Source organism: Kocuria oxytropis (assembly GCF_040981195.1).
Lineage (GTDB): Bacteria > Actinomycetota > Actinomycetes > Actinomycetales > Micrococcaceae > Kocuria > Kocuria oxytropis.
The window spans coordinates 37,363-60,553 of record NZ_JAVFXA010000003.1 but is presented as its reverse complement, the minus strand read 5'-3'; the positions used below and the strand labels follow the sequence as shown (position 1 = coordinate 60,553).

The window sequence follows — 23,191 nt, the reverse complement described above, 5'->3', positions numbered from 1 at the left end:
ACCGGGAGAGCGGAACTCCGTGGGGGGGGGGAGAAAAGGATCGGGCGCCGCCCGCGGGTTGTCCCCGCGGGCGGCGGGCCGGATCAGAAGGTGTAGTAGCCGTCCAGCTGCATGGCGTTGACGGAGTGCACCTGGGTGCCCTGGGTGGGGTTGAGGGCGGAGATCATCTTGCCGGCGCCGATGTAGATGCCGACGTGCGCGCCGCCGTTCTGGGAGACGAGGTCACCGGGCTGCGGGTTGGCCGTGGGGGTGCCCGCGGCGAACTGGGACCAGGTGGTGCGGGGCAGGTCGATGCCGTTCTGCGCGAACACCCACTGGGTGAAGCCGGAGCAGTCCCAGGCGCCGTAGGCGGTGCCGCCGTAGACGTAGCCCGCACCCTGGGCGGACATCGCGGTGCCCACGATGCCGCCGGCCGCCGGGGCGATCGCGGTGGTGGCGGTGGACTGCGGGGTCACGCTCGCGGTGGAGGCGGCCTGCGGAGCCGGGGCGGGGGCCGGGGCCTGGTAGGCCGGGGCCTCGTAGGCGGGCTGCGCGGCGACCGGGGCCTGGTAGGTGTACGAGGTGTAACCGGCCAGCGAGGCGGAGGCCGGGGCCGAGTAGGCCGCACCGGACTCGACGGGAGCCTGGGCGTAGGCCTGCGCCGGAGCGATGGAGCCGATCATCGCGGCGCCGGCGGCGGCGGCGATGGTGGTGTTGCGCACGACGTGCGAGGTGCTCTCGGCACGGTGGCGGGCAGTGTTCTGCTGGAAAAGCGACATGGGTGAGTTCCTCCCTTTGCCTACGAGGTGAGCTGTCGGATTCGGGTGGGAGACACCCGGCCGCAGAGCGCACGCGCTCTGACGACTTAACCCCAAGGACCCGGATCACCGGGACCGAAAGTGGTTCCCCCGCTTCTGCCAAGCAGTTTCTGTGAAGAGGCCACGGGGCACCGGCAGAATTCGGCGATGTGCTCCGTGGGCGCCGATCCGACCAGTGATCAGCACGCGTTGAACAGTACATGATTGATTACGGAAGTGTCACGTTTTGATCACGGCCGATCACGGTCGGGACACGGTCAGCCTCCGAATCATGCCCTTTTGATCTCTTCTCGGATATGAGTTCCCATCCGTGACGTTCTGTGGAGCGCACCTCGGAGGACCGAGAATCCGCACGTCACCGGGGGTGCGGCGCCCCGGACGGGCCCGCCGGGCCGGACTGGCCGAAAGTCGCTTGTGAACGTCCCCACACTGCGGTCCGCCCCCTCGCCCGGACATGCCGGAGACCCCTCGAGGGTGCCCTCCGGAGCGCCCCCGGAGTGCCCTCGGCGGCCTCCGGCGACAGGTCAGCGAGCGAGGACGCGGATGGCCGCGGCGGTGCGCAGGTCGATCTCGGCGGACCGGCCCGTGGCCGGCACCTCGACGCGCACGCGCTCACCGTCCACCCGGGCCCTGACCTCCGCGCCCGTCAGCACGCCCACGTCGCTCAGCACGCCCAGCAGGTCGGCGTCCGCCTGGACCACCTCCGGCAGCAGGGCCACGGTGTGGGCCTCCTCCGGCAGCCGGCGGGCGGCGTCGAGCAGGGAGGGGTGCGCCGCGGCGGGGCTCTCCTCGACCCCCAGGGCGGCCAGACCCGGGATCGGGGTGCCGTACGGCGAGTGACGGGGACTGTGGAGCAGGTCCACGAGCCGCCGCTCGACCTGCTCGCTCATGACGTGCTCCCAGCGGCAGGCCTCGTCGTGGACCTGGGCCAGGTCCAGGCCGATGACGTCCGCCAGCAGCCGCTCCGCCAGCCGGTGCTTGCGCATGACCTGCACGGCCCGCTCCCGCCCCGCCTCGGTGAGCAGCAGCGACCGGTCCGGGCCCATGGTCAGCAGCCCGTCCCGCTCCATCCTGGACACCGTCTGCGAGACCGTGGGCCCCGAGTGGTCCAGACGCTCCACGATGCGGGCCCGCATCGGGGTGATCCCCTCCTCCTCGAGCTCGAGCACGGTCCGCAGGTACATCTCCGTGGTGTCGATCAGGTCGCTCATGCCTCAGTCATCCTTCGTCCGGCCGTCCGGCCCCGGGGATCCCGCCCGGTCCGGTCTTCCCGCACGAGCTTAGTGGGCGGCCCGCACCGGCGGCGGAGGGAGCCGGCCGCCGCGCCCGCCGCCGCCCGTGGGGCAGAATGGGCGGCGGGCGCGACCAGCGCGAGCGCCCTCCGGCGGCCGCGCCCGCCGACGCCCGTCACCCGCCGCCCACCATTGCCCAGGGAGCGCCCGTTGCCCGCACACGTCACCATCCCCCAGCACCTGCTGCCCCTCGACGGCCGGTTCGGCGCCGGCCCCTCGAAGATCCGCCCGGCCCAGGTCGAGGCCGTCGCCCGGGCCGGGTCCGCGCTGCTCGGCACCTCGCACCGCCAGGCGCCGGTCCAGGAACTGGTGGCCTCGGTGCGCGAGGGACTCGCCCGGTTCCTCGGCCTGCCCGAGGGCCACGAGGTGCTGCTGGGGCTGGGCGGGGCCACGGCCTTCTGGGACGCCGCCGCCTTCGGGCTCGTCGAGCGGAAGGCCCAGCACCTGGTGTTCGGGGAGTTCGGGGCGAAGTTCGCCCAGGCCACCGGTGCCGCCCCGTTCCTGGAGGGCGCCTCGGTCGTGGAGTCCGCCCCCGGCACCCGGCCGCAGGCCCGGGCCGAGGAGGGGGTGGACGTCTACGCGTGGCCCCAGAACGAGACCTCCACCGGGGTCGCGGCACCCGTGGCCCGGCCCGCCGGGATCGCCGACGACGCGCTGGTGCTGGTGGACGCGACCTCCGCGGCCGGGGGGATGGCCGCGGACGTGGCGGCCACGGACGTCTACTACTTCTCCCCGCAGAAGAACCTCGGCTCCGACGGCGGACTCTGGCTGGGGGCGTTCTCCCCCGCCGCCATCGAGCGGATCGAGCGGATCGACGCCTCGGGACGGTGGATCCCCGACTTCCTGCGGCTCAGCACCGCGCTGGAGAACTCCCGGAAGAACCAGACGTACAACACGCCCGCCCTGGCCACGCTGGTCATGCTCGACGAGCAGGTCCGCTGGCTCAACGACCGGGGCGGCATGTCCTGGGCCGCGGCCCGCACGAGGACGTCCTCCGACCTCGTCTATGCGTGGGCCGAGGCCTCGGAGTTCGCGGCGCCGTTCGTGGCGGCCCCGGAGGACCGCTCCACGGTGATCACCACCGTGGACTTCGACCGCACGGTGGACGCCGCCGCCGTCGCGGCCGCCCTGCGTGCCCACGGCGTGGTCGACGTCGAGCCCTACCGCAAGCTGGGCCGCAACCAGCTGCGGATCGCCACCTTCGTCTCCATCGACCCGGAGGACGTCTCCCGGCTGCTGGCCTGCGTCGACCACGTCGTCGGGCAGCTCCGCCCGGGCTCCGGACGCTAGCCGTCCGGCGCGGAGGGGCGACCCGCACGCAGCCGGACGGTCAGGCCCACCAGGGCCCCGCCCAGCCCCGCGGCCACGGCGGCCCCCATGCCCCAGCGTGCGCCGAGGGCGTCGGTGATCCAGCCGACGACCGGCGCCCCGACCGGGGTGCCGCCCAGGAAGATGGCCATGTAGAGGCTCATGACGCGTCCGCGCATCACCGGCGAGGTGGTCGACTGCACGTAGGCGTTGGCGGTGGTCATGATGGTCAGGGAGGAGACTCCGCAGGGGACCAGCCACAGCGCGAACAGCGGCAGGCTCGGTGCCGTGGCCGCGCCCAGGCAGCTGAGGGCGAAGACGGCGCTGCCGCCGTAGACGTAGCGCAGCCGGGCGCTGCGGCGCCGCGCCGAGAGCAGGGCCCCCGCCACCGTGCCGACCGCGAGCACCGAGTTGAGCAGACCGAAGGTCTCCGGGCCGCGGCCGAACTCGGGCCCGGCCATGGCCGCCAGGAACACCGCGAAGTTCAGCCCGAAGGTGCCGATGAGGAAGATCGTGACGAGCACCGCCACGATGTCGGGGCGCCCGCCCACGTAGGCCAGTCCCTCCCGGATCTGGCCCCGCCCCCGGCCGGACCGGGGCATCCCGCGCAGCTCGTCCGTGCGGATGGCGAGGACGGCGGCGAGCATGGCGCCGAAGGTCACCGTGTTGAGGAGGAAGACCCAGCCCGAGCCGATCGAGGCGACGAGCACCCCGGCCACGGCCGGACCGATCATCCGTGCGGTGTTGAAGGACGTCGCGTTGAGGGCCACCGCGTTGGAGAGATAGGCGTCGTCGACCATCTCCGAGACGAAGGTCTGGCGCACGGGGGCGTCGAGCGTGGAGACGACCCCCAGGGCGAGGGCGAAGCCGTAGACGTGCCACAGCGTGGCCGCGTCCGCCAGGACCAGCGCCCCGAGACCCGCCGCCAGCACCGCCATGGACGTCTGCGTCCACAGCAGCAGGCGCCTGCGGTCGAGCCGGTCCGCGAGCACGCCCGCCCAGGGGGCGAGGAGGAGCTGGGGCAGGAACTGCAGGGCGGTCACCACGCCCATGGCGGTGGCGTCGTGGTCGGTGAGCTCGTCGAAGACCAGCCACGACTGGGCCGTGCGCTGCATCCACGTCCCGATGTTGGACACGAGCGCGCCCAGGAACCACAGCCGGTAGTTGCGGAACCGGAAGGACCGGAACATCCCGCCCGCGGGCTCGGGCGCCCCGGCGTCCCCCGGCGCAGCGGTCAGGACCGCCCGCCCTCCGGCGGCGGGACGGCCCCGTCCCCGGCGGTGTCGTCCGGAGCCTGCTCGCGGCCCTCCCGGGAGGCGGCGCCCGCAGCGGACTGGGCGTCCGCACCGGCCTCGGCGCCCGCAACGGCCCCGGCGTCCGCACCGGCCCCGGCGTTCGCCGCGGCCTCGTCCTCGGCCCGGTCCAGATCCTCCTGGGCCTTCTCCTCGGGGCTCACCCGGGCGGACCACGGGACCCACTCGGGCGCCAGCAGGGCGTCGTCCCCCGGCAGCAGGCCCACCTCGCAGACCGTGACGGCCTTGCTGCGCGGGGCCCGGGCCAGGCTCGCGAACCAGTTCCAGCCGCGGTAGCCGGGCAGCGTGCACTCGAAGAGGTGGACGACCAGACGGTCCTCCTCCACCGTGACCCGGTGGCCGGGACCGATCTGGGAGGGCTCCGCGATCTGCTCGACCCCCGCGCGGGCGGTGGCGACGTCGGCCACCAGCAGGGGGTCCTGCTTCGGGGTCCGGCGGCGGCGGGGCGGCGGGGCCGCCGTGTCGGGCGCCGGGGCCGCGGCCTCGGCGGTCGCGTCCTGGACGGTGTCCTCGGTCACTGCTGGTCTCCCTCGTGCTGGATGTCGGGGACGGATGGGGGGCGGACCGCGACGGCGGCCCGTGGCGTCCTCAGACGTCCAGGTTGTCGGCCACCGTGCGCAGGATCGCGGCGATCTTCTTCCCGTGCGCGGAGTCCGGGTAGCGGCCGCGGTGCAGCCCGTTGGACATGTCGTCGAGGAGCTTGATCAGGTCCTCCGTGATGACCGCCATCTCCTCGGCGGGCTTCCGGACGTTCTTCGCGACCGACGGGGTCCGGTCCAGGATCCGGGCGGAGAGCGCCTGCGCGCCGCGCCGGCCCTGGGCGACGCCGAACTCCATCCGCGTCCCCGGCTTCACCGTGCCGGCCCCGGAGGGCAGCGCCGAGGAGGGCAGGAACACCTCCTGGCCGTCGTCGGCCGCCAGGAACCCGAAGCCCTTCTTCGCATCGAACCACTTGACCTTGCCGGTGGGCACGCTGTCTCCCTCGTCCTCGTGTTCGTGGTGGGGTGGCCCGGCGGTCGTCGCCGCCGGGCCACCCTGTGGAACCTCCCATTCTAGCCCTGCTCCGGGTGCGGGCTCCGCCGGGCGCGGTCACCGGCGCACCGCCGCGCTCGGTATTCTGGAGCCATGCCTGCCTCCGACGACCGAGCCGCCACGTCCCCGAACCGCTCCGCCCCCCGCACCGGTGTCGACGTCCTCGGCGCCTCCGCGGTCCTGCTCGGGCTGGTGAGCGCGGCGTGCCTGGCCCTGCTCCTCGTGCTCGAGGCCGTGGGCGCGGATCCCTGGGACGGGCTCACGGTGGTGCCGTGGTTCGCGTTCCCGGTGGCCTTCCTGCTGTTCTGCGCGGTCCTGGTGCGCTCCCTGCTGCGCCGCCGCCGGGCCTGATCCGTGCTCCCGGACGACCTGCTCCGGGATCTCGCGTCCCGCTCCCCCGCCGAGCTGGGCGCGCTGCTCGCCGCCCGGCCGGACGCGGTGCGTCCCGGCACGGCCTCGTTCGGGGAGCTCGCCGGGACGCTGCTGTCCCGCGGCAGCCTGCGCCGGGCCCTCGACGCGCTCTCCCGACCCGAGCTGGACGCCGTCGAGCGGGCCGTGCTCCTGGGCCCGCCCGGCGGTGCGGTCGCGACGGTGCCGCCGGACCCGCCGTGGGACCGGCTGCACCGGCTGGGCCTGGTGCTCCGGGACGGCGACGCCCTGCGGCTCGTGCCCGGGGTGGAGGAGGCCCTCGGCCGCCATCCGGCGGGCCTGGGCCGCCCGCACCGCGTGCTCGCCGCCTCCGCCGCGCGCCTGCGCGGGGGAGCCGCGGCCGCGCCGGAGCCGGGCGCCGACCCGTCCCGCACCGACCTGCCCCGCACCGTCCTGCCCCGCACCGCCGAGGAGCTCGCCGGGTGGCCCGCGCCGGTGCGGGAGGTCCTCGAGCGGTTCCGATCCCGCCCCGTGGGCGCCCTGCCGGAGGCCCTGCGGCCCGTCGACCCCGCGGCCGACCCCCTCGCCCAGCCCGTCGACTGGCTCCTCGCCCACGGCGTGCTCCTGCCCGTCGACGCCCGCCACGTGGAGCTCCCGCGGGAGGTGGGCCTGCTGCTGCGCGGGCCCGATCCCTGGGCCGCCACGCCGCCGGAGCCGCCGCTCCCGCCCGGCACGCGCGTGCCGGACCGGGTGCGGGACAACGCCGCGGCGGCGGCGGTCGAGCAGCTGCTGCGGCGCGGTGCGGCACTGCGCGCCGAGCTGCGGGACCGGCCGCTGACCACCCTGCGGGCCGGCGGGGTCGGCGTGCGCGAGCTGCGCCGGCTGCGCTCGGCCCTGGGCACCGAGCACGCCGAGCTCGTCCGCCTGCTCGGTCTGGGCGAGCTGTCCGGGCTCGTGCGGCTGGACCCGGACACGTCGTCCTGGCGTCCCGCGCCGGCCCCCGTGGAGGACGCCGACCGCACCGGCCAGTGGTGGCACCTGGTGCGCTCGTGGCTGGCCTCCGACGTCGTCCCCTCCGCCGCCGGCCTGCCGCTGGCCGACGGCACGGTCATCGGGGTCCTCACCCGCGGCACGCACGCCCCGGAGGCCCCGGACGTGCGCCGGACGGTCCTGGCCGCCTGTGCCGAGCTCGCCGAGCGCTCCCCCGGCGGCCACGGGACGGGGGACGTCGTCGCCCTCGCCCGGTGGCGCCGACCGCGCCTGGCGCGGGCCCTGGACCGGTGGGGGCCGGGGATGCTCACGGAGGCCGCGGATCTCGGCCTGCTGGGCGCCGGCGCCCTCACCGCACCCGGGCTGGCCCTGGCGCAGGACCGGCCCGAGGACGCCGTCCGCTCCGTGGCCGGGTGGCTGCCCGCCCCCACGCGGACGGTGCTGCTGCAGAGCGACCTCACGGCGACGGCCACGGGCTACCTCGCGCCGGACGTGGCCCGCGCCCTCACCGGGCTGGCCGAGCCGGAGGGCCACGGCCCGGTCCCGCGGCACCGCTTCAGCGAGCGCTCCCTGCACCGCGCCCTCGACGCCGGGTGGACGCCCTCCTCGATCCTGGCCTGGCTCGACGAGCACGGCCGGGGCGAGGTGCCGCAGGCCCTGGCCTACCTGGTCGAGGAGACCGGCCGGGCGCACGGACGGATCCGGATCACCCGGGCGGACTGGGTGCTCACCGGGGAGGAGGAGCTGCTGGAGGCACTCGCCGGCTCCCCGGACCTCGCGGGGCGGCGGCTGCGCCGGCCCGCGCCCGGTGTGCTCGTGGTCGGCTCCGGCGCGGAGGGTCCCGGCCGGCGCCGGGGACCGGCCGGCCGGGACGGCGGGTGGCAGGAGCTCGCGGCCGCCGTGCGGGCCACGGGCACGGAGCCTGCGCTCGACGACGTGCCCGCGGAGGCCGTCGGCACGTCCCCCGCCGAGGACCCGCTGCTGCTGCTCGAGGTCCCCGCCCCGCGCCTGCCCGTCCCCTCCGCCGACGAGATCGCGGAGCTGGTGGACCGGCTCACCGGCCGGGACCGGGCGCGGCCCCCCGACGACCTCCCCGGCCCTCCCCCCGGCCACCCGGCGGTCGACCCCGCCGGCCGCCCGACCGACCGTTCGCCCGACAGCCGAGGAGCCGCCCCGTGGGACCACTGATCGTCCAGAGCGACCGGACCGTGCTGCTCGAGCTCGACCACGAGGACGCCGACGACGCGCGGCGCGAGCTCGCGGCCTTCGCCGAGCTCGAGCGCGCCCCGGAGCACGTGCACACCTACCGGATCACCCCGCTGGGCCTGTGGAACGCCCGCGCCGCCGGGCTGGACGCCGAGCAGGTGCTCGACGTCCTCCTCACCCGCTCCCGGTTCCCGGTCCCGCACGCCCTGCTCCTGGACATCGACGAGACGATGTCCCGCTACGGCCGGCTGGTGCTCGAGCAGGACCCCGTGCACGGGCTCGTGCTGCGCAGCCACGACGCCCCCGTCCTGGAGGAGATCTCCCGGCACCGCACGATCGCCCCGCTGCTCGGGCCCCGGATCGACGGCGCCACCACGGTGGTGCACGGGAGCGCCCGCGGCCGGCTCAAGCAGCTGCTGCTGACCGTGGGCTGGCCGGCGGAGGACCGGGCCGGCTACGTGGACGGCACGCCCCACCCCGTGGCCCTGACGGAGACGGACCCGCTCACGGGCGAGGCCTGGGCCCTGCGCCCGTACCAGCGCCACGCGGTGGAGAACTTCTGGGCCGGCGGCAGCGGCGTGGTCGTCCTGCCCTGCGGCGCCGGCAAGACGCTGGTCGGCGCCGGGGTGATGGCCGCGAGCTCCACCACGACGCTCGTGCTGGTCACGAGCACGGTCTCGGCGCGGCAGTGGAAGGCGGAGCTGCTGCGGCGGACCACCCTCACGGAGGACGAGATCGGCGAGTACTCCGGGGCCGTCAAGGAGGTCCGTCCCGTGACGATCGCCACCTACCAGGTGCTGACGTCCCGCCGCGGCGGCCTCCACCCCCACCTGGAGCTGCTCGACGGCCACGACTGGGGGCTGATCGTCTACGACGAGGTCCACCTGCTGCCCGCCCCCGTGTTCCGGATGACCGCCGAGCTGCAGGCCCGGCGCCGCCTGGGCCTCACGGCCACCCTGGTGCGCGAGGACCACCGCGAGGGCGAGGTGTTCTCCCTCATCGGGCCCAAGCGCTACGACGCGCCCTGGCGCGAGATCGAGGCCCAGGGCCACATCGCGCCCGCCGACTGCGTCGAGGTCCGGGTGGAGCTGCCCCTGGCCGACCGGATGGCCTACGCCTCCGCCGAGGACGCCGACCGGCACCGTCTCGCCTCGTCCTCCCCGCACAAGCTCGACGTCGTCGCCCGGCTCGTGGCGCGTCACCGCGGGGAGCCGGTGCTGGTCATCGGGCAGTTCCTGGACCAGCTCGGCGAGCTGGGCGAGCTGCTCGGCGCCCCGGTGCTCCAGGGCAGCACGAGCACGGCACGGCGGGAGAAGCTCTTCGCCGCGTTCCGCGCCGGGGAGCTGCCGGTGCTCGTGGTCTCGAAGGTCGCGAACTTCTCGGTCGACCTGCCGGAGGCCTCGGTCGCCGTGCAGGTCTCGGGGGCCTTCGGCTCCCGGCAGGAGGAGGCGCAGCGCCTGGGCCGGCTGCTGCGCCCGAAGCGCGACGGCCGCCCGGCGACGTTCTACACCGTGGTGGCGCGCGACACCGTGGACGCCGGGTACGCGGCCAAGCGCCGCCGCTTCCTCGCCGAGCAGGGCTACGCCTACCGGATCCTCGACGCCGCCGATCTCGAAGCCCCCGGTCACGAGGCCCCCGGTCATGAGGCCCCCGGGGAACTCCCCGAGGACCGGTGACCGCCGTTCAGGCGGCTTTCAGGGTGTTCCGAGAAAATGGGTGTCGTGAAGAATGACAACCCCGAAGCGAAACTGCTCGTCGTCGACGACGAGCCCAACATCCTCGAGCTGCTGGCCACGTCCCTGCGCTTCGCCGGCTTCGAGGTCGTCACCGCCGCCAACGGCCGTGACGCCCTGGCCAAGGCGGAGTCCGAGAACCCGGACCTCGCGGTGCTGGACGTCATGCTCCCGGACATGGACGGCTTCTCCGTGACCCGCAAGCTGCGCGCGTCCGGGCGGCACTTCCCCATCCTCTTCCTCACGGCCAAGGACGAGACCGAGGACAAGGTCACGGGGCTGACCGTGGGCGGGGACGACTACGTCACCAAGCCCTTCAGCCTCGACGAGGTCGTCGCCCGCATCCGCGCGGTGCTGCGCCGCACCCAGCCGGCCGAGGAGGACGACTCCCGGCTGCGCGTGGACGACCTGGTCCTCGACGACGACGCGCACGAGGTGTTCCGGGGCGAGCGCGAGATCGACCTCTCCCCCACCGAGTTCAAGCTGCTGCGCTACCTCATGCTCAACCCGAACCGGGTGCTGTCCAAGGCGCAGATCCTCGACCACGTGTGGGAGTACGACTTCAACGGGGACGCCTCCATCGTGGAGTCCTACATCTCCTACCTGCGCCGGAAGATCGACAACGACCCGGAGCTGCCGCCGCTGATCCACACCAAGCGGGGCGTCGGCTACCTCCTGCGGTCCTCGCACAAGAACCACTGACCCGGTCCCGGGATGCACACCCTGTCCTCCCGGTGGCGCTCGACCTCGCTGCGCTCGCAGCTGATGGTCCTGACGGGCCTGCTCCTCGCCCTGTCCATCCTGGTCACGAGCTTCGTGGCGATCTCGGTGCTGCGCAGCTCGCTGCTGAACGACATCGACCGCGGCCTGGTCGAGTCCGTGCAGCCGGTGTCCACCGTGCTGGTGGCCGACCTGGGCACGGGGCAGGCCGTGCAGGTCCCCCACGCCGGGTTCCTGCTCGACGCCGAGGGCAGGACGCTCGCCGAGGCGGTGCACACGCCGGACGGCGTGCTCGAGCGGCGGCCGGACCTGTCCCAGGTCGATCTCGAGGAGGTGCGGGAGCACCCCTTCGAGCCGACCACCGTGGGCTCCGTGGACGCCCCGGACCGCCGGTGGCGGGTGGTCGCGGCCGAGACGCAGCAGCTGAACCTCGTGGTGGCGGTCGCCGAGCCGCTCGACGACATGAACGCGATGCTCAGCGCGGTGACCCTCCTGACGCTCAGCTTCGGCGTGGCGACCCTGTTCGCCGCCATGGCCGTCGGCTGGGTCCTGGTCACCCGCGCCTTCGCACCCCTGCACCGGGTGGAGCAGACCGCCGCCCGCATCGCGGAGGGCGACCTCTCCCAGCGCATGGAGGGCTACAACCGGCAGACCGAGATCGGCCAGCTCTCGGCGTCCCTCAACGCGATGCTGGGCCACATCGAGGACGCCTTCGACGCCCGGACCCGGTCCGAGGCCAAGCTGCGGCGGTTCGTGGCCGACGCCTCCCACGAGCTGCGCACGCCCCTGGTGACCATCCGCGGCTACTCGGAGCTCTACCGGCACGGCGCCCTGCAGCAGCCGGAGGACGTGGCCGGGGCGATGTCCCGGATCGAGTCCGAGGCGCAGCGGATGACGCAGCTCGTCGAGGACCTGCTCATGCTCGCCCGCCTCGACGAGCGTCGGCCCGCCGAGAACGTCGACGTGGACCTGCTGCACCTCGCGTTCGACGCGGCCGGGGACGCCCGGGTCTCCGCCCCCGAGCGGCGGATCACGGTCGAGGGCCTGCGGGGCGGCGGGCCGGTCTCGGCGTGGGTGCACGGCGACGAGTTCCGGCTCCGCCAGGTCGTGGCGAACCTCGTGACCAACGCCCTGCGCTACACCCCGGAGGGCACCCCGATCGAGATCGCGGTGGGCGTGGAGCACTCGGTCGACGACACGTTCAACGCCGTCCTGCAGGTGCGCGACCACGGCCCGGGGATCCAGGGCGAGGACGCGGAGCGCGTGTTCGAGCGCTTCTACCGGGCCGACTCCTCCCGCACCCGGGAGACCGGCGGCACGGGGCTGGGACTGTCGATCGTGGCCGCGATCGTCCAGCAGCACGACGGCACCGTGCGGCTCACCGCGACCCCCGGCGGCGGGGCGACCATGACCGTGCGCGTGCCGGGGATCGAGCCCGCCGACGACGCCCCCGAGGTGTGAGCGGACCCGTCAGGACTCGTCGGTGCCCTGGTGGAAGCGCAGCTGCCAGGGACCCAGCTCATTGCGGGAGTCCTCCCGGACCCACAGGGAGCTGCGCAGGCTCGTGCGGTCCCCCGCCGTGAGCCGGTAGACGAGGTGCACGGCGGCCGAGCCGAGGTCGGTGGTCGTGAGCACGTGCAGGTCCACGGCGCCGAGGGCCGGTTCGCGGGGCAGCCGGGCGAGGACGTCCTCCCGGGAGCACCACGTCCCCGAGGCGCCGACCTCGGCGAAGCCCTCGTGCAGCAGCTGGCCCAGCCGGCCCGGGTCCGCCCGGACCTCCGGGCGCAGCAGGTCCCGCTCGAGGTCCAGGACGGTCTCCCCCGCCGTGCGCCCACGGGCCAGCTCCTCCTCGTGGGCGAGCAGCTCGCTCAGCAGGTCCGGGTCGTCGCCGTCACCGGGCCCGCCGGGCTCCGTGTCCTCCGCCGGCCGCGGACCGGCGACGACGGGGCCCTCCGCGCCCGGGCGGGCCCCTGCGCCGTCGAAGCCAGGACCCTCCGGCGCGGGGCGCCCGGTCTGGAAGGCCGTGGCCACCGCGCGGGCGCGCTGGTCGGCCGCCTCGTTGAGCTCGTGGCCGGCGTGGCCCTTGACCCACTCGAAGTGCACGTTCCGGCCGGTCATCGCGGCGTCGAGCGCCTTCATGAGCTCCACGTTGAGGACGGGCTTGCCGTCCCTCTTCTTCCAGCCCTTCTTCTTCCAGCCGGGCATCCACTTGGTGATCGAGTTGATGACGTACTGGCTGTCGCACAGCACCCGCAGGGGCTCCTCGGGGCGGTGGGCCGTGGCCTCGAGCAGGTCCAGGACCGCCTTGAGCTCGCCCATGTTGTTGGTGCCGTGCGGCCATCCGCCGGCCCGCCAGGTGTTGTCGTCGATGTACCAGGCCCATCCCGCGGGACCGGGATTGCCCAGCGCGGAGCCGTCGGCGGCAGCTGTGATCGTCATGGATCCCATCTTTTCACGGCGGCCCGCCCTCGAACGCCACGGCCCCGGGGCCGGACGGGCGCTCAGTCGCCGGGCTCCTGCTCGAGCTGCTGCTGGGCGACGTCGCGCACCCCGGCGACCTTCGAGAGCTGCACGGCCGCGGTGCGCAGGTCCGTCTTGCCGTCGAGCCGCAGGAGCAGCTCGACCTCGGCCCCGGTGGGGCCCTCGACCGTCCGGCTCGAGACCACGGAGGCGCTCAGCTGGAGCTCGTCGACGACCGTGAGGACCTCGCGCAGCACGCCGTGCCCGTCCTCGTAGCGCAGCCGCAGTCCCTGCGGCGCCACCATCCCGGGCAGTCGGCGGGAGAGCGGGGTCAGCATCAGCGCGGAGACGAAGTGCAGTCCCGTGGCGACCACGGCGAGCGGCACGAGCCCGGCCCCGCAGGCCATGCCGATGGCCGCGGAGAGCCAGATGCTGGCGGCGGTGGTCAGCCCGTGCACCACGTCCCGGTTCGTGAAGATCACGCCCGCGCCGAGGAAGCCGATGCCCGTGATGATCTGGGCCGCCACGCGGGAGGGGTCGGGACCGGCGTCGATGCCGGGCAGGGCGCCGAAGCCGTAGGCGGAGACGAGGGTGAAGACGGCCGAGCCGGTGCCGACCAGGGCGTGCGTGCGCAGCCCGGCGCTCTTGCGCCGCAGCCGCCGTTCCAGGCCCACCAGGGAGGTGAGGCCGAAGGCGATCAGCACGAGCGCGACCTGGACGGGAACCGCATCCCACACGACGACGCCCACGGCTCCTCCTCCGGCAGCTGGTGCCTCCGATTGAACACCACTCGGGCGCCAGCGGCACGCCCTGCGGGGACGACGACGGGCCGGGCACCTCGTCGGAGGTGCCCGGCCCGTGCCGGATGCGTGCTGGGCACGCTCGACGGGTCAGCCGTCGATCACATCATGCCGCCCATGCCGCCCATGCCGTCGTCGGCACCGGCACCGGCGCCCGCGGGCTCCGGCTTGTCGGCCACGACGGCCTCGGTGGTGAGGAACAGCCCGGCGATGGACGCCGCGTTCTGCAGCGCGGACCGGGTGACCTTGACCGGGTCGTTGATGCCCGCGGCCATCAGGTCCTCGTACTCGCCGGTGGCGGCGTTGAGGCCGTGGCCCAGGGGCAGGCCGCGGACCTTGTCCACGACGACGCCGGCCTCGAGGCCCGAGTTGATCGCGATCTGCTTCAGCGGGGCATCGATGGCGACCTTGACGATGTTCGCGCCGGTGGCCTCGTCGCCCGTGAGCTGCAGCTTGTCGAAGGCCTTCTGGCCGGCCTGGATCAGGGCCACGCCGCCGCCGGCGACGATGCCCTCCTCCACGGCCGCCTTCGCGTTGCGCACGGCGTCCTCGATGCGGTGCTTGCGCTCCTTGAGCTCGACCTCGGTGGCGGCACCCGCCTTGAGGACGGCCACGCCGCCGGCCAGCTTGGCCAGGCGCTCCTGCAGCTTCTCGCGGTCGTAGTCCGAGTCCGAGTTGTTGATCTCGGCGCGGATCTGGGCCACGCGGCCCTCGATCTCCTCGGCGGTGCCGGCGCCGTCGACGATCGTGGTCTCGTCCTTGGTCACGACGACCTTGCGGGCCTGGCCCAGCAGGTCCACGGTGGCGGTCTCGAGGGAGAGCCCGACCTCCTCGGTGATGACCTGGCCACCGGTGAGGATGGCGATGTCGGCCAGCTGCGCCTTGCGGCGGTCGCCGAAGCCGGGGGCCTTGACGGCCACGGACTTGATGGAACCGCGCATCTTGTTGAGCACCAGCAGGGCCAGGGCCTCGCCCTCGACGTCCTCGGCGATGATCAGCAGCGGCTTGCCGGCCTGCATGACCTTCTCGAGCACGGGGACCAGGTCCTTGACCGCGGAGATCTTGGAGTTGACCACGAGGATGTAGGGATCCTCGAGGACGGCCTCCTGGCGGTCGGCGTCGGTGACGAAGTAGCCGGAGAGGTAGCCCTTGTCGAAGCGCATGCCCTCGGTCAGCTCGAGGTCCAGCCCGAAGGTGTTGGACTCCTCGACCGTGATCACGCCCTCCTTGCCGACCTTCTCCATCGCCTGGGCGATGAGGCGGCCGATCTCGGGGTCGCCGGCGGAGATCGACGCCGTGGCGGCGATCTGCTCCTCGGTCTCGACCTCCTTGGCGGAGGCCAGCAGCTCTTCGGTGACCGCGGAGACGGCCTTCTCGATGCCGCGCTTGAGGCTCAGCGGGTCGGCGCCGGCGGCCACGTTGCGCAGGCCCTCCTTGACGAGCGCCTGGGCGAGCACGGTGGCGGTGGTGGTGCCGTCGCCGGCGATGTCGTCGGTCTTCTTGGCGACCTCCTTGACGAGCTCCGCGCCGATCTTCTCGTACGGCTCGTCGAGCTCGATCTCCTTGGCGATGGACACGCCGTCGTTGGTGATCGTGGGGGCGCCCCAGGCCTTCTCGAGGACCACGTTGCGGCCGCGCGGGCCGAGGGTGACCTTGACGGCGTCGGCCAGGGTGTTCAGACCCCGCTCGAGACCGCGGCGTGCCTCTTCGTCGAAAGCAATCATCTTTGCCATGTGACTTCGTCCCTCCTGGACGGTAGACAAACGGTCGACCTCCACGGTGCCCGCGACGGACGGCGCGCACGGCGACGGACTCTTCCCGACGCCGCGCGGCACCTCACCGTGGTGGTTGAGGTGTCACTCCTGTGCCGGTGGCTGCCCGGGTCGGGCCGGGGACCGATCCATTAGCAGTCCACACGACTGAGTGCTAATCGCAATCTTGGCACTCGTCCCCGGAGAGTGCAAACCCCTGAGCCGAATCCGCTCAGCCCTGCCACTCCTCCCGGAGCACGCCGTAGATCATCCGGTCGTAGTACTCGCCGCGGACCTTGCGGGCACGGCGGATTCTGGCCTCCTCCGTGAAGCCCAGCTTCACGGCGACCCGGCACATGCCCACGTTGCCGCTCCACGTCTCGAGGTCGAGGCGGTGGGAGTCGGAGCGGGCGAAGATGTGGTCGATCCACAGGCGCAGGGCCTCGGTCCCGTAGCCGCCGCTCCAGTGCTCCGGGGAGTAGACGGTGATGCCCAGGGAGCGCAGCGGCAGCAGGTGCGTGCCGTCCCCGGGGTCCTCCGTGGGCTTCTCCGACCAGTACCAGGACACCTGCCCGATGAACCGGTCGTCGGAGGCGTCGGCGATGACCATGGTCTCGCGCGGGTCCGGCCAGTCCCCCGCCGCCACGTGCTCCCGGAGGGTCGCCAGCCAGCGCTGGGCGCCCTCCGCGGTGAAGTTGGGGTAGAACGGGCCGTCCGTGCGCTGCCACTCGTGCTCACCGCCGCCGGCGGGCGGCATGATCCACGTCTCGTAGGCAGCGAGATCCTCCTCGGTCCAGTCACGGAGGCGGACTCTGCTTCCTTCGATCTGCACGGTGGTTCCTTCCGGTGGGGTCAGGGGGTCGCCGGACTCGCGGCCGGGGGGCTCGGCCTCGGTGTCGTTGCGGTGGGTGTCGTTGCCGTGGGTGTCGTTGCGGCGGGTGTCGTGCCGGCGTCGGCAGGTGCGTTGAGAAAGGCGAACACCCCCACGCCCAGGGTGAGCACCCCGGCCAGGACGATGGCCGCGAGCTCACGGGCACCCACCCGGACGGTCGGCCGCAGGCCGCGGTGGGCGCCCTGGCGGGGCCCGTCCTCGGGGACGTCGTCGAACTCGTCGTGCGGGTACTGGGTCATCCCCGGTCTCCTCGCTGCCGGCGCAGCCTGGCCACGAGCATGGGGTCGTGCTCGAGGGCGGCGCGGGTGTCGATCAGGACGTTGAGCCGCTGGTAGTAGTGCGTGGGCGAGAGCTTCAGGCGGCGGCGGATCTCCATCTCCTTGGCTCCCTGGTACTTCCACTGGAGGTTCTCCAGGGCCAGGATCTCGCGGTCGACGTCGTCCAGGGCCTGACCGGTCGCGGACGGATCCCCGACCGTCGCCGGTGGCCGCCCCGGCGCCGCTCCCCCACCGGCCTCGGCCGCACCGTCCAGCGGCAGTCCCGCACCGGAGGCGTCGTCGTCGGGCACGGCGTCCCCCGGCACGGCGTCCCCCGGCACGGCGGCCTCGGGTCCGGTGTCCTCGCCGGTCACCGGGTCTCGGCCCGGGGACGGAGGGTCACGCTCGTCAGCTGCGCGTCCTCGCCCGCGTCCACGACGGCGCGCACCGCCGCGGCCACGGACTCCGGGCGGAGGTAGCGCTCCGGGACGTACTCGTGGCCCAGCGACGCCTGGATGTCGCGCTGCATCTGCGTGTCGACGGGTCCGGGGTGCACGGAGGCGACCACGATCCCGTCGGCCTCGACCTCCTGGCGGAAGGAGTCGGCGAGCGCGCGCAGGGCGAACTTCGAGGCCGCGTAGACGGCGTCCCCACCGCGGGCGTTGAGCCCCGAGCCGGAGTTGAGGAACACGACCGTGCCCCGCGCGGCCCGCAGGGCGGGCAGCAGGAGCCGGGTCAGCTCCGCGGGGACCACCACGTTGAGCTCGAGCTGGGCCCGCCACTCCGCCACGGACGCGGACTCCACGGTGGTGCGCCCGGCGAGGGCCGCGGAGTGCACGAGGACGTCGACCCGGTCCAGGTCGGCGACCACGGCCGGCAGGGCTTCGAGGTCGGTCAGGTCGGCGGCGCGGACGGTGACGTGCGGGAGCTCGGCGAGCTCCGCCAGCCGCCCCGCGTCGCGCCCCAGGGCCAGGACGTCGTGGTCGCGGGCCAGGTCCAGCACGCACGCGCGACCGATGCCTCCGGTGGCACCGGTGACGACGGCACGGGGTCGGGTCTCGGTGGAGGAAGCGCTCATGGCCTCCACTCTAGCCAGTCCGCCGCCGCTCCCGCCGTGCCCCGTCCCGTCCCGTCCGGCCCTCCCCCTGCTCCGGAACCGGCCAGAGCCGGACGCGGCGGGCCCGGACGGTGGGCGCCCCGGTATCCTGGCCCGCAGCCGAGCACCCGGAGGAGCACATGGCCACCGACCCGCACGCGTCGGGAGATCCCGGAGCGGATCCGGACAGCGCGGAGAAGCCCACGTCACCGGCGCAGATCAGCAGGCCCTCGTGGGGCTACATCCTGCGCCGCACGGTTCACGAGTTCCGCCGGGACGACTGCACGGACTCGGCGGCGGTGATGACGTTCTTCGCCGTCCTCTCCCTCTTCCCGGGACTGCTCACGGTGGTGTCGGCCCTCGGGGTCGTCGGTCAGGCCGAGGCCACCACCAGGACGCTGCTGCGCCTGCTGGACGAGTTCGGTGTCCCCGACGGGGCCGTGGGAGTGCTGGCGGGCCCGATCGGTGAGCTCACCGTCCTTCCGTCCGCGGGCCTGGCCCTGATCACCGGCCTGGTCGGCGCCCTGTGGACCGCCTCGGGCTACGTCCGGGCCTTCGGCCGGTCCATGAACCGGATCTACGAGGTCGAGGAAGGGCGGCCCTTCTGGACCCTCTACCCCCTCATGGTCGGCGTGACCCTCGCACTCGTGCTCCTGGTGGTGGCCATGATGCTGCTCCTGCTGCTCTCCGGACCGGTCGCGGAGAGCCTCGGCGAGCTCGTCGGCCTGGGACCGGAGACCCTCCGGCTCTGGCACGCCGCCCGGATCCCGGCCCTGCTGGTGCTCCTCGTCCTGGTGATCGCCCTGCTGTACTACGCCACCCCGAACATCCGGCAGCCGAGGTTCCGGTGGCTCAGCATCGGATCGGCGGTCGCCATCCTCGTCATGGTCGCGGCGACCACCGGGTTCAGCGTCTACGTGTCCGAGATCGGCAACTACAACGCCACCTACGGCGCCATCGGCGGCGTGATCGTCCTGCTGCTGTGGCTCTGGATCATGAACATCGTGCTGCTGGCCGGTGCCGAGCTCAACGCCGAGATCGAGCGCGGCCGCCAGCTCCAGGCAGGGATCGAGGCCGAGGAGACCCTCCGCCTGCCGCCGCGGGATCTCCGGGGCGTCCGCCGGCTCGAGGCGAAGGAGGAGGAGCTGGTCGAGGAGGGCCGCGCACTGCGCCGTCGGCACTCCGGCACCGGTCCCCGCGGCACGGCCGGCCCGGGCACCGTGCCCGCCTCCTCCCGGGGCACCACGACCCCGGCTCAGGGCAGCACGGCACTGGTCCTGGACAGCCGCGCCCCCGGCCCGGGCACCGGCCCCTCCGCCCCGGACCAGGACGCCTCGGCCCCCGGCCGCGAGGACGGAACCGCGGCCGGGAGCCGTGCCGACCCGTCCTAGAGTGGTGCCCGGCAGACCGGCGGCCGTGCCGGCACCCACTGACACAGCACCGACACAGCACCGAGGAGCACCGTGAGCGAGCCCCAGCCCCTGGACAGGATCATGGCCCCCGACTGGGCGGAGGCCCTGGCACCGGTGGAGCCGCAGATCCGGCAGATGGGACGCTTCCTGCGGGAGGAGCACGCCGACGGCCACCGGACGCTCCCGGAGGGTGCTGCCGTCCTGCGGGCGTTCCAGGACCCGCTGGAGCAGGTCAGGGTGCTGGTCGTGGGGCAGGACCCCTATCCCACGCCGGGACACGCCATGGGCCTGTCCTTCTCCGTCCAGCCCCACGTGCGCCCCGTGCCGCGGTCCCTGCAGAACATCTACAAGGAGCTGCGGGACGACCTCGGCATCGACCCCCCGGAGCACGGCGACCTCTCGGCCTGGTCCCGCCAGGGCGTGATGCTCCTCAACAGGGTCCTCACCGTGCGCGAGGGCGCTCCTGCCTCCCACCGGGGCAAGGGCTGGGAGGCGGTCACGGAGCGTGCCATCCGTGTCCTGGCCGCCCGCGGGACACCGCTCGTGGGGATCCTGTGGGGGCGTGACGCCCGCAGCACGGCCGTGTGGCTGGACGGCTTCCCCACGGTCGAGTCAGCGCACCCGTCCCCGCTGTCCGCGTCCCGGGGGTTCTTCGGCTCCCGCCCGTTCTCCCGCACCAACCGGCTCCTGGAGGAGCAGGGTGCGGAGCCCGTCGACTGGCGCCTGTGAACCCGGGGGCCGGCGGGCCTCCGTTAGGGTGGGCGCCATGACGACGACCCCCGGGGCCCGGCCCTCCAGACCCCGCAGACCGCAGCTGAACCTGACGGTGCGCTCCCGAGAGCAGCTGTCCCCCTCGATGGTCCGGGTGGTCCTGGGCATCGACGAGCCCGAGCGCTACACGGACATCGCACCGCCCGAGAAGTACGTCAAGCTGGTCTTCCTCCACCCCGGCACGGATCACCCGGATCCGGCCGATCCGCAGGACGGCTCCGGCCGGAACCCGGACTACTGGGAGCTGAAGGAGACCCTGCCGGGCGACCGGCAGCCGGTCACCAGGCACCTCACCATCCGCCGGTACGTCCCCGAGCGGCACGAGCTGTGGATGGACTTCGTGCTCCACGGCGACGAGGGCTACGCCGGCCCGTGGGCCTCCCGCGCCGAGCCCGGGGACCGGATCATCGCCCTGGGACCCGGCGGCAAGTGGACGCCCGATCCCGGTGCCTCGTGGACCCTGATCGCCGCCGACGACGCCGCCGTCCCCGCCGCGCTCGCCGTCCTGGAGGATCTCCCGGAGTCCGCGCGCGGCGAGGTGCTGCTCGAGGTGGACACCGCCCGCGACGTCCAGCCCGTGTCCGCCCCCGAGGGGATGGCCGTGCGCTGGGTGTTCCGCGCCGACGACGCCCCCGGGGACGACCCCGCCCTGGTGCGGGCGGTCCGGGAGGCCGGGTGGCCCGGGGCCCCGGAGGGGGTCCAGGTCTTCGCCCACGGGGAGCGGGAGGTCATGAAGGCCCTGCGCGAGGAGCTGTTCACCCGCCGCCGGCTGGAGCGGGACCAGGTCTCGCTCTCCGGCTACTGGGCGCGGGGCCGCAACGAGGACGTCTTCCAGGCGGAGAAGAAGCTGCCGGTCGGCCAGATCCTCTGACCCAGGACGCCGGGCCGCCAAGGCCCAGGACGCCGGGCCGCCAAGGCCCAGGACGCCGGGCCGCCAAGGCCCAGGACGCCGGGCCGCCAAGGCCCAGGACGCCGGGCCGCCAAGGCCCAGGACGCCGGGCCGCCAAGGCCCAGGACGCCGGGCCGCCAAGGCCCAGGACGCCGGGCGGCCAGGGCCCGGGACGACCGGACGGCACCGCCCGGAGCCGTGCCACGATGACGACGTGGCCCGGCCCCGTGCCGGTCCGGCAGGGCCCCGGAAGCGTCCCGGGAGGACCCCGCGACAGTTCTTGTGGTGTCGGACCCGGTAGGGATCATGGAGCATGACCATCACCACCCGCCGGCCGGGCCCCCGGACGGAGACCCTCCGGGAGGACGCGGACGAGACCGGCATCGACCGGGAGTACGCCGGTGCCGTGGCGGAACTGGTCGAGGACGCCCGTGCGGAGGCCCGGGCCGCGGGCCGGCAGCTGCGGGCGATCCACCGGATGTGGCGCCTCCAGGAACAGGCGCACGAGCAGCGGCGGGCCGCCCTGGCCCGGCGGACGGACGGCCGTGGTCCGGGGGCGTGGGCGCCGGAACCGGAGCACCGCACGCTGCTGGACGTGGCCGACGAGGTCGGTCCGGTCCTGCGGCTGCCGGCGGTCACGGCGGTGCGGCGGGTGGAGAACGCAGTCCTTCTGGCCGAGGCCCTGCCCCGCGTGCTGCAGGCCCTCGAGTCCGGGGACATCGCCGTGCGCCAGGCCGAGGTGATCGTGGACCTGTGGCGGGACGTGATGGGCGTGGCCGGCCGGCCGCCCGGGTACCGGGCTCCCCTCGAGGCCGTGGCGCAGGTCGTCGACGAGCTGCTGGAGAAGGCCCCGGACGCCACGGCGGCACAGCTGCGGGCACTGGCCCGGCGGCGGCGTGCTCAGCTGCTGGCCGGCGCCGAGGAGGACCGTCACCGGGTGGCCCACCGGGAGCGCCGGGTCTGGGTGGAGCCCGAGGAGGACGGCATGGCCCGGCTGTGCGCCCTGCTGGACGCGGCCACCGCCCACGCGGTCCTCGACCGCCTCACCTCCCTGGCCGCCCGGGTGGACTCGCACGGGCCACCTCCGGGAGTGCCCGCGGCCTCCGATGGTGCGCGGGACCTGTGCCGGGGCCACGGAGAGGATCCCGGCCACGCCTGTCACCACGGATGCCTTCCGGACTGCTGGGACGGTGGGCGGCGCACGACCGGACAGGTGCGCGCCGACGTGCTCGCCGCGCTGCTGCTGGACGGGGAGCCTGCCCGGATGCCCGAACACCTGCGCGGGATCCGCGGACAGGTCACGGTCACCGTGCCGGTGCTCGCGCTGCTGGAGCACCACGCACGGACGTCCGGCGCCGGGGTGCCCGGACGGTCCCCGGCCGGCGTCGGGCGGCCCGGTGCCGGTCGACTGCGCGCTGCCGGTGAGCAGCTCGGAGCCGAGCAGCCGTCCGCTGCCGCTCAGCACCTCGGAGCCGACCAGCCCCTCGTGGCCCCGGGATGCGCGGAACTGGCCGGTTACGGGCCGATCCCGGTGAGCATGGCCGAGCGCATCGCCGCCGGTGCAGGGTCCTGGTCGAGGGTCCTGACCCACCCCGTCACCGGCACGGTCCTCGACCACGACCGCACCACCTACGCCGTGCCGGCGGACCTGAAGCGCCGGCTGCGGGCGAGGGACGGCACCTGCCGGTTCCCGGGGTGCCGGCGCCGCGCCGAGCGCTGCGACCTCGACCACACGGTCCCCTGGGCCGAGGGCGGTCCGACGGCCGCGGACAACCTCGCCCACCTCTGCCGCCACCACCACGTCCTCAAGCACCGGCACGGCCCGCTCGGACGCTGGCAGGTCCGGCACCGCGGGTCGCAGGCTCCGGAGGGCGTGCTGGAGTGGACCTCGCCGGCGGGACGCGTGCACGTGACCTACCCGCAGGAGCACCACCATCCGGTGCTCTCGTCGCTGCGGCTCGCCGACATGCTCCCGCTCCGGGCCGCGCCGCAGCCCGAGCCGCCACCGTCCGGTCGCCCGTGGACGTCCCGCAGTTCCCTGAGCCACGGCGGTCGCCCCTGCACGGTGCTTCCCTGCGACGCCCCGCCCCCGTTCTGACCGGG

General features: G+C 74.3%; 22 protein-coding genes and 1 riboswitch. Of the genes, 10 read left to right on the top strand and 12 right to left on the bottom strand.

The window, feature by feature from the left end; genetic code table 11:
* Positions 1-83 precede the first annotated feature (83 nt).
* Both QYM41_RS04255 and QYM41_RS04250 read right to left on the bottom strand, forming a co-directional pair.
* Complete coding sequence (locus QYM41_RS04255; protein ID WP_368798497.1) at positions 84-758, bottom strand: C40 family peptidase; 675 nt, start codon at positions 756-758, stop codon at positions 84-86.
* Positions 759-763: 5 nt separating this feature from the next.
* Positions 764-913: riboswitch (cyclic di-AMP (ydaO/yuaA leader) on the bottom strand.
* Positions 914-1,321: 408 nt separating this feature from the next.
* A complete protein-coding gene (locus QYM41_RS04250; protein ID WP_368798496.1) occupies positions 1,322-2,008 on the bottom strand; it encodes a metal-dependent transcriptional regulator in 687 nt (228 codons plus the stop codon).
* Between the two features lie 231 nt (positions 2,009-2,239).
* Here QYM41_RS04250 and serC point away from each other — a divergent pair, with 231 nt between their 5' ends.
* Positions 2,240-3,379, top strand: a complete 1,140-nt coding sequence (gene serC, locus QYM41_RS04245; RefSeq protein ID WP_368798495.1) for a phosphoserine transaminase — start codon at positions 2,240-2,242, stop codon at positions 3,377-3,379.
* Here the strand turns inward: serC and QYM41_RS04240 are convergent.
* The 3 genes from QYM41_RS04240 to QYM41_RS04230 form a co-directional block, all read right to left on the bottom strand.
* Positions 3,376-4,587 (bottom strand): MFS transporter, encoded by a 1,212-nt coding sequence (locus QYM41_RS04240; protein ID WP_368798494.1) that lies wholly within the window; start codon positions 4,585-4,587, stop codon positions 3,376-3,378. The two genes, serC and QYM41_RS04240, sit on opposite strands and share 4 nt — an antisense overlap.
* Before the next feature lie 44 nt (positions 4,588-4,631).
* The gene (locus QYM41_RS04235; RefSeq protein ID WP_368798493.1) at positions 4,632-5,228 is read right to left on the bottom strand and encodes a DUF3027 domain-containing protein; all 597 of its coding nucleotides are present in this window, start codon (positions 5,226-5,228) and stop codon (positions 4,632-4,634) included.
* Between the two features lie 70 nt (positions 5,229-5,298).
* Entirely contained in the window at positions 5,299-5,682 is a 384-nt protein-coding gene (locus QYM41_RS04230) for a cold-shock protein (RefSeq protein WP_368798492.1), read from the bottom strand.
* Between the two features lie 153 nt (positions 5,683-5,835).
* Here QYM41_RS04230 and QYM41_RS04225 point away from each other — a divergent pair, with 153 nt between their 5' ends.
* Genes QYM41_RS04225 through QYM41_RS04205 form a run of 5 tightly spaced genes read left to right on the top strand, consistent with a single transcriptional unit; the run spans position 5,836 to position 12,221 of the window.
* A complete protein-coding gene (locus QYM41_RS04225) occupies positions 5,836-6,093 on the top strand; it encodes a hypothetical protein (protein WP_368798491.1) in 258 nt (85 codons plus the stop codon).
* Positions 6,094-6,096: 3 nt separating this feature from the next.
* Positions 6,097-8,289, top strand: a complete 2,193-nt coding sequence (locus tag QYM41_RS04220; protein WP_368798490.1) for a helicase-associated domain-containing protein — start codon at positions 6,097-6,099, stop codon at positions 8,287-8,289.
* Positions 8,277-9,983, top strand: coding sequence for a DNA repair helicase XPB (locus tag QYM41_RS04215; protein ID WP_368798489.1), 1,707 nt, complete (start codon positions 8,277-8,279; stop codon positions 9,981-9,983). The genes QYM41_RS04220 and QYM41_RS04215 overlap by 13 nt, the downstream gene beginning before the upstream one ends.
* A 36-nt stretch (positions 9,984-10,019) precedes the next feature.
* Positions 10,020-10,742: a response regulator transcription factor gene (locus QYM41_RS04210; RefSeq protein ID WP_368798488.1), complete on the top strand. Its 723-nt coding sequence runs from the start codon at positions 10,020-10,022 to the stop codon at positions 10,740-10,742.
* Between the two features lie 12 nt (positions 10,743-10,754).
* On the top strand, positions 10,755-12,221 hold the full coding sequence (locus tag QYM41_RS04205) for a sensor histidine kinase (RefSeq protein ID WP_368798487.1): 1,467 nt from the start codon (positions 10,755-10,757) through the stop codon (positions 12,219-12,221).
* A gap of 9 nt (positions 12,222-12,230) precedes the next feature.
* Here the strand turns inward: QYM41_RS04205 and QYM41_RS04200 are convergent, their stop codons facing one another.
* The 7 genes from QYM41_RS04200 to QYM41_RS04170 form a co-directional block, all read right to left on the bottom strand.
* Entirely contained in the window at positions 12,231-13,199 is a 969-nt protein-coding gene (locus tag QYM41_RS04200) for an RNase H family protein (RefSeq protein ID WP_368798486.1), read from the bottom strand.
* A gap of 62 nt (positions 13,200-13,261) precedes the next feature.
* The gene (locus QYM41_RS04195; RefSeq protein WP_368798485.1) at positions 13,262-13,969 is read right to left on the bottom strand and encodes an MgtC/SapB family protein; all 708 of its coding nucleotides are present in this window, start codon (positions 13,967-13,969) and stop codon (positions 13,262-13,264) included.
* 152 nt (positions 13,970-14,121) lie between these two features.
* Positions 14,122-15,753 (bottom strand): chaperonin GroEL, encoded by a 1,632-nt coding sequence (gene groL / locus QYM41_RS04190; RefSeq protein WP_368798484.1) that lies wholly within the window; start codon positions 15,751-15,753, stop codon positions 14,122-14,124.
* A gap of 250 nt (positions 15,754-16,003) precedes the next feature.
* A complete protein-coding gene (locus QYM41_RS04185; RefSeq protein ID WP_368798483.1) occupies positions 16,004-16,603 on the bottom strand; it encodes a GNAT family N-acetyltransferase in 600 nt (199 codons plus the stop codon).
* A 20-nt stretch (positions 16,604-16,623) separates the two neighbouring features.
* Entirely contained in the window at positions 16,624-16,902 is a 279-nt protein-coding gene (locus QYM41_RS04180) for a hypothetical protein (protein WP_368798482.1), read from the bottom strand.
* The gene (locus QYM41_RS04175; protein ID WP_368798481.1) at positions 16,899-17,294 is read right to left on the bottom strand and encodes a DUF3263 domain-containing protein; all 396 of its coding nucleotides are present in this window, start codon (positions 17,292-17,294) and stop codon (positions 16,899-16,901) included. Before QYM41_RS04175 ends, QYM41_RS04180 begins: the two co-directional genes overlap by 4 nt.
* Positions 17,291-17,998 carry an SDR family oxidoreductase gene (locus QYM41_RS04170; protein WP_368798480.1) on the bottom strand — a complete coding sequence of 236 codons (708 nt, stop codon included), beginning with the start codon at positions 17,996-17,998 and terminating at the stop codon, positions 17,291-17,293. Before QYM41_RS04170 ends, QYM41_RS04175 begins: the two co-directional genes overlap by 4 nt.
* A 158-nt stretch (positions 17,999-18,156) precedes the next feature.
* On the opposite strand from QYM41_RS04170, the gene QYM41_RS04165 reads away from it, so the two are divergent.
* From QYM41_RS04165 to QYM41_RS04150, 4 genes are all read left to right on the top strand, one after another.
* Entirely contained in the window at positions 18,157-19,407 is a 1,251-nt protein-coding gene (locus QYM41_RS04165) for a YihY/virulence factor BrkB family protein (protein ID WP_368798479.1), read from the top strand.
* Positions 19,408-19,479: 72 nt separating this feature from the next.
* Positions 19,480-20,157: a uracil-DNA glycosylase gene (locus tag QYM41_RS04160; protein ID WP_368798478.1), complete on the top strand. Its 678-nt coding sequence runs from the start codon at positions 19,480-19,482 to the stop codon at positions 20,155-20,157.
* 37 nt (positions 20,158-20,194) lie between these two features.
* On the top strand, positions 20,195-21,070 hold the full coding sequence (locus QYM41_RS04155; RefSeq protein ID WP_368798477.1) for a siderophore-interacting protein: 876 nt from the start codon (positions 20,195-20,197) through the stop codon (positions 21,068-21,070).
* Positions 21,071-21,401: 331 nt separating this feature from the next.
* On the top strand, positions 21,402-23,186 hold the full coding sequence (locus tag QYM41_RS04150) for an HNH endonuclease signature motif containing protein (RefSeq protein WP_368798476.1): 1,785 nt from the start codon (positions 21,402-21,404) through the stop codon (positions 23,184-23,186).
* Positions 23,187-23,191 lie beyond the last annotated feature (5 nt).

Excerpts from the sequence above, each read along its gene's own strand:
- QYM41_RS04255 (WP_368798497.1), bottom strand. The coding sequence starts at position 758 with ATGTCGCTTTTCCAGCAGAACACTGCCCGCCACCGTGCCGAGAGCACC.
- QYM41_RS04250 (WP_368798496.1), bottom strand. The coding sequence starts at position 2,008 with ATGAGCGACCTGATCGACACCACGGAGATGTACCTGCGGACCGTGCTC.
- QYM41_RS04240 (WP_368798494.1), bottom strand. The coding sequence starts at position 4,587 with ATGTTCCGGTCCTTCCGGTTCCGCAACTACCGGCTGTGGTTCCTGGGC.
- QYM41_RS04225 (WP_368798491.1), top strand. The coding sequence starts at position 5,836 with ATGCCTGCCTCCGACGACCGAGCCGCCACGTCCCCGAACCGCTCCGCC.
- QYM41_RS04210 (WP_368798488.1), top strand. The coding sequence starts at position 10,020 with ATGGGTGTCGTGAAGAATGACAACCCCGAAGCGAAACTGCTCGTCGTC.
- QYM41_RS04205 (WP_368798487.1), top strand. The coding sequence starts at position 10,755 with ATGCACACCCTGTCCTCCCGGTGGCGCTCGACCTCGCTGCGCTCGCAG.
- QYM41_RS04200 (WP_368798486.1), bottom strand. The coding sequence starts at position 13,199 with ATGACGATCACAGCTGCCGCCGACGGCTCCGCGCTGGGCAATCCCGGT.
- groL (WP_368798484.1), bottom strand. The coding sequence starts at position 15,753 with ATGGCAAAGATGATTGCTTTCGACGAAGAGGCACGCCGCGGTCTCGAG.
- QYM41_RS04180 (WP_368798482.1), bottom strand. The coding sequence starts at position 16,902 with ATGACCCAGTACCCGCACGACGAGTTCGACGACGTCCCCGAGGACGGG.
- QYM41_RS04170 (WP_368798480.1), bottom strand. The coding sequence starts at position 17,998 with ATGAGCGCTTCCTCCACCGAGACCCGACCCCGTGCCGTCGTCACCGGT.
- QYM41_RS04165 (WP_368798479.1), top strand. The coding sequence starts at position 18,157 with ATGGCCACCGACCCGCACGCGTCGGGAGATCCCGGAGCGGATCCGGAC.
- QYM41_RS04155 (WP_368798477.1), top strand. The coding sequence starts at position 20,195 with ATGACGACGACCCCCGGGGCCCGGCCCTCCAGACCCCGCAGACCGCAG.
- QYM41_RS04150 (WP_368798476.1), top strand. The coding sequence starts at position 21,402 with ATGACCATCACCACCCGCCGGCCGGGCCCCCGGACGGAGACCCTCCGG.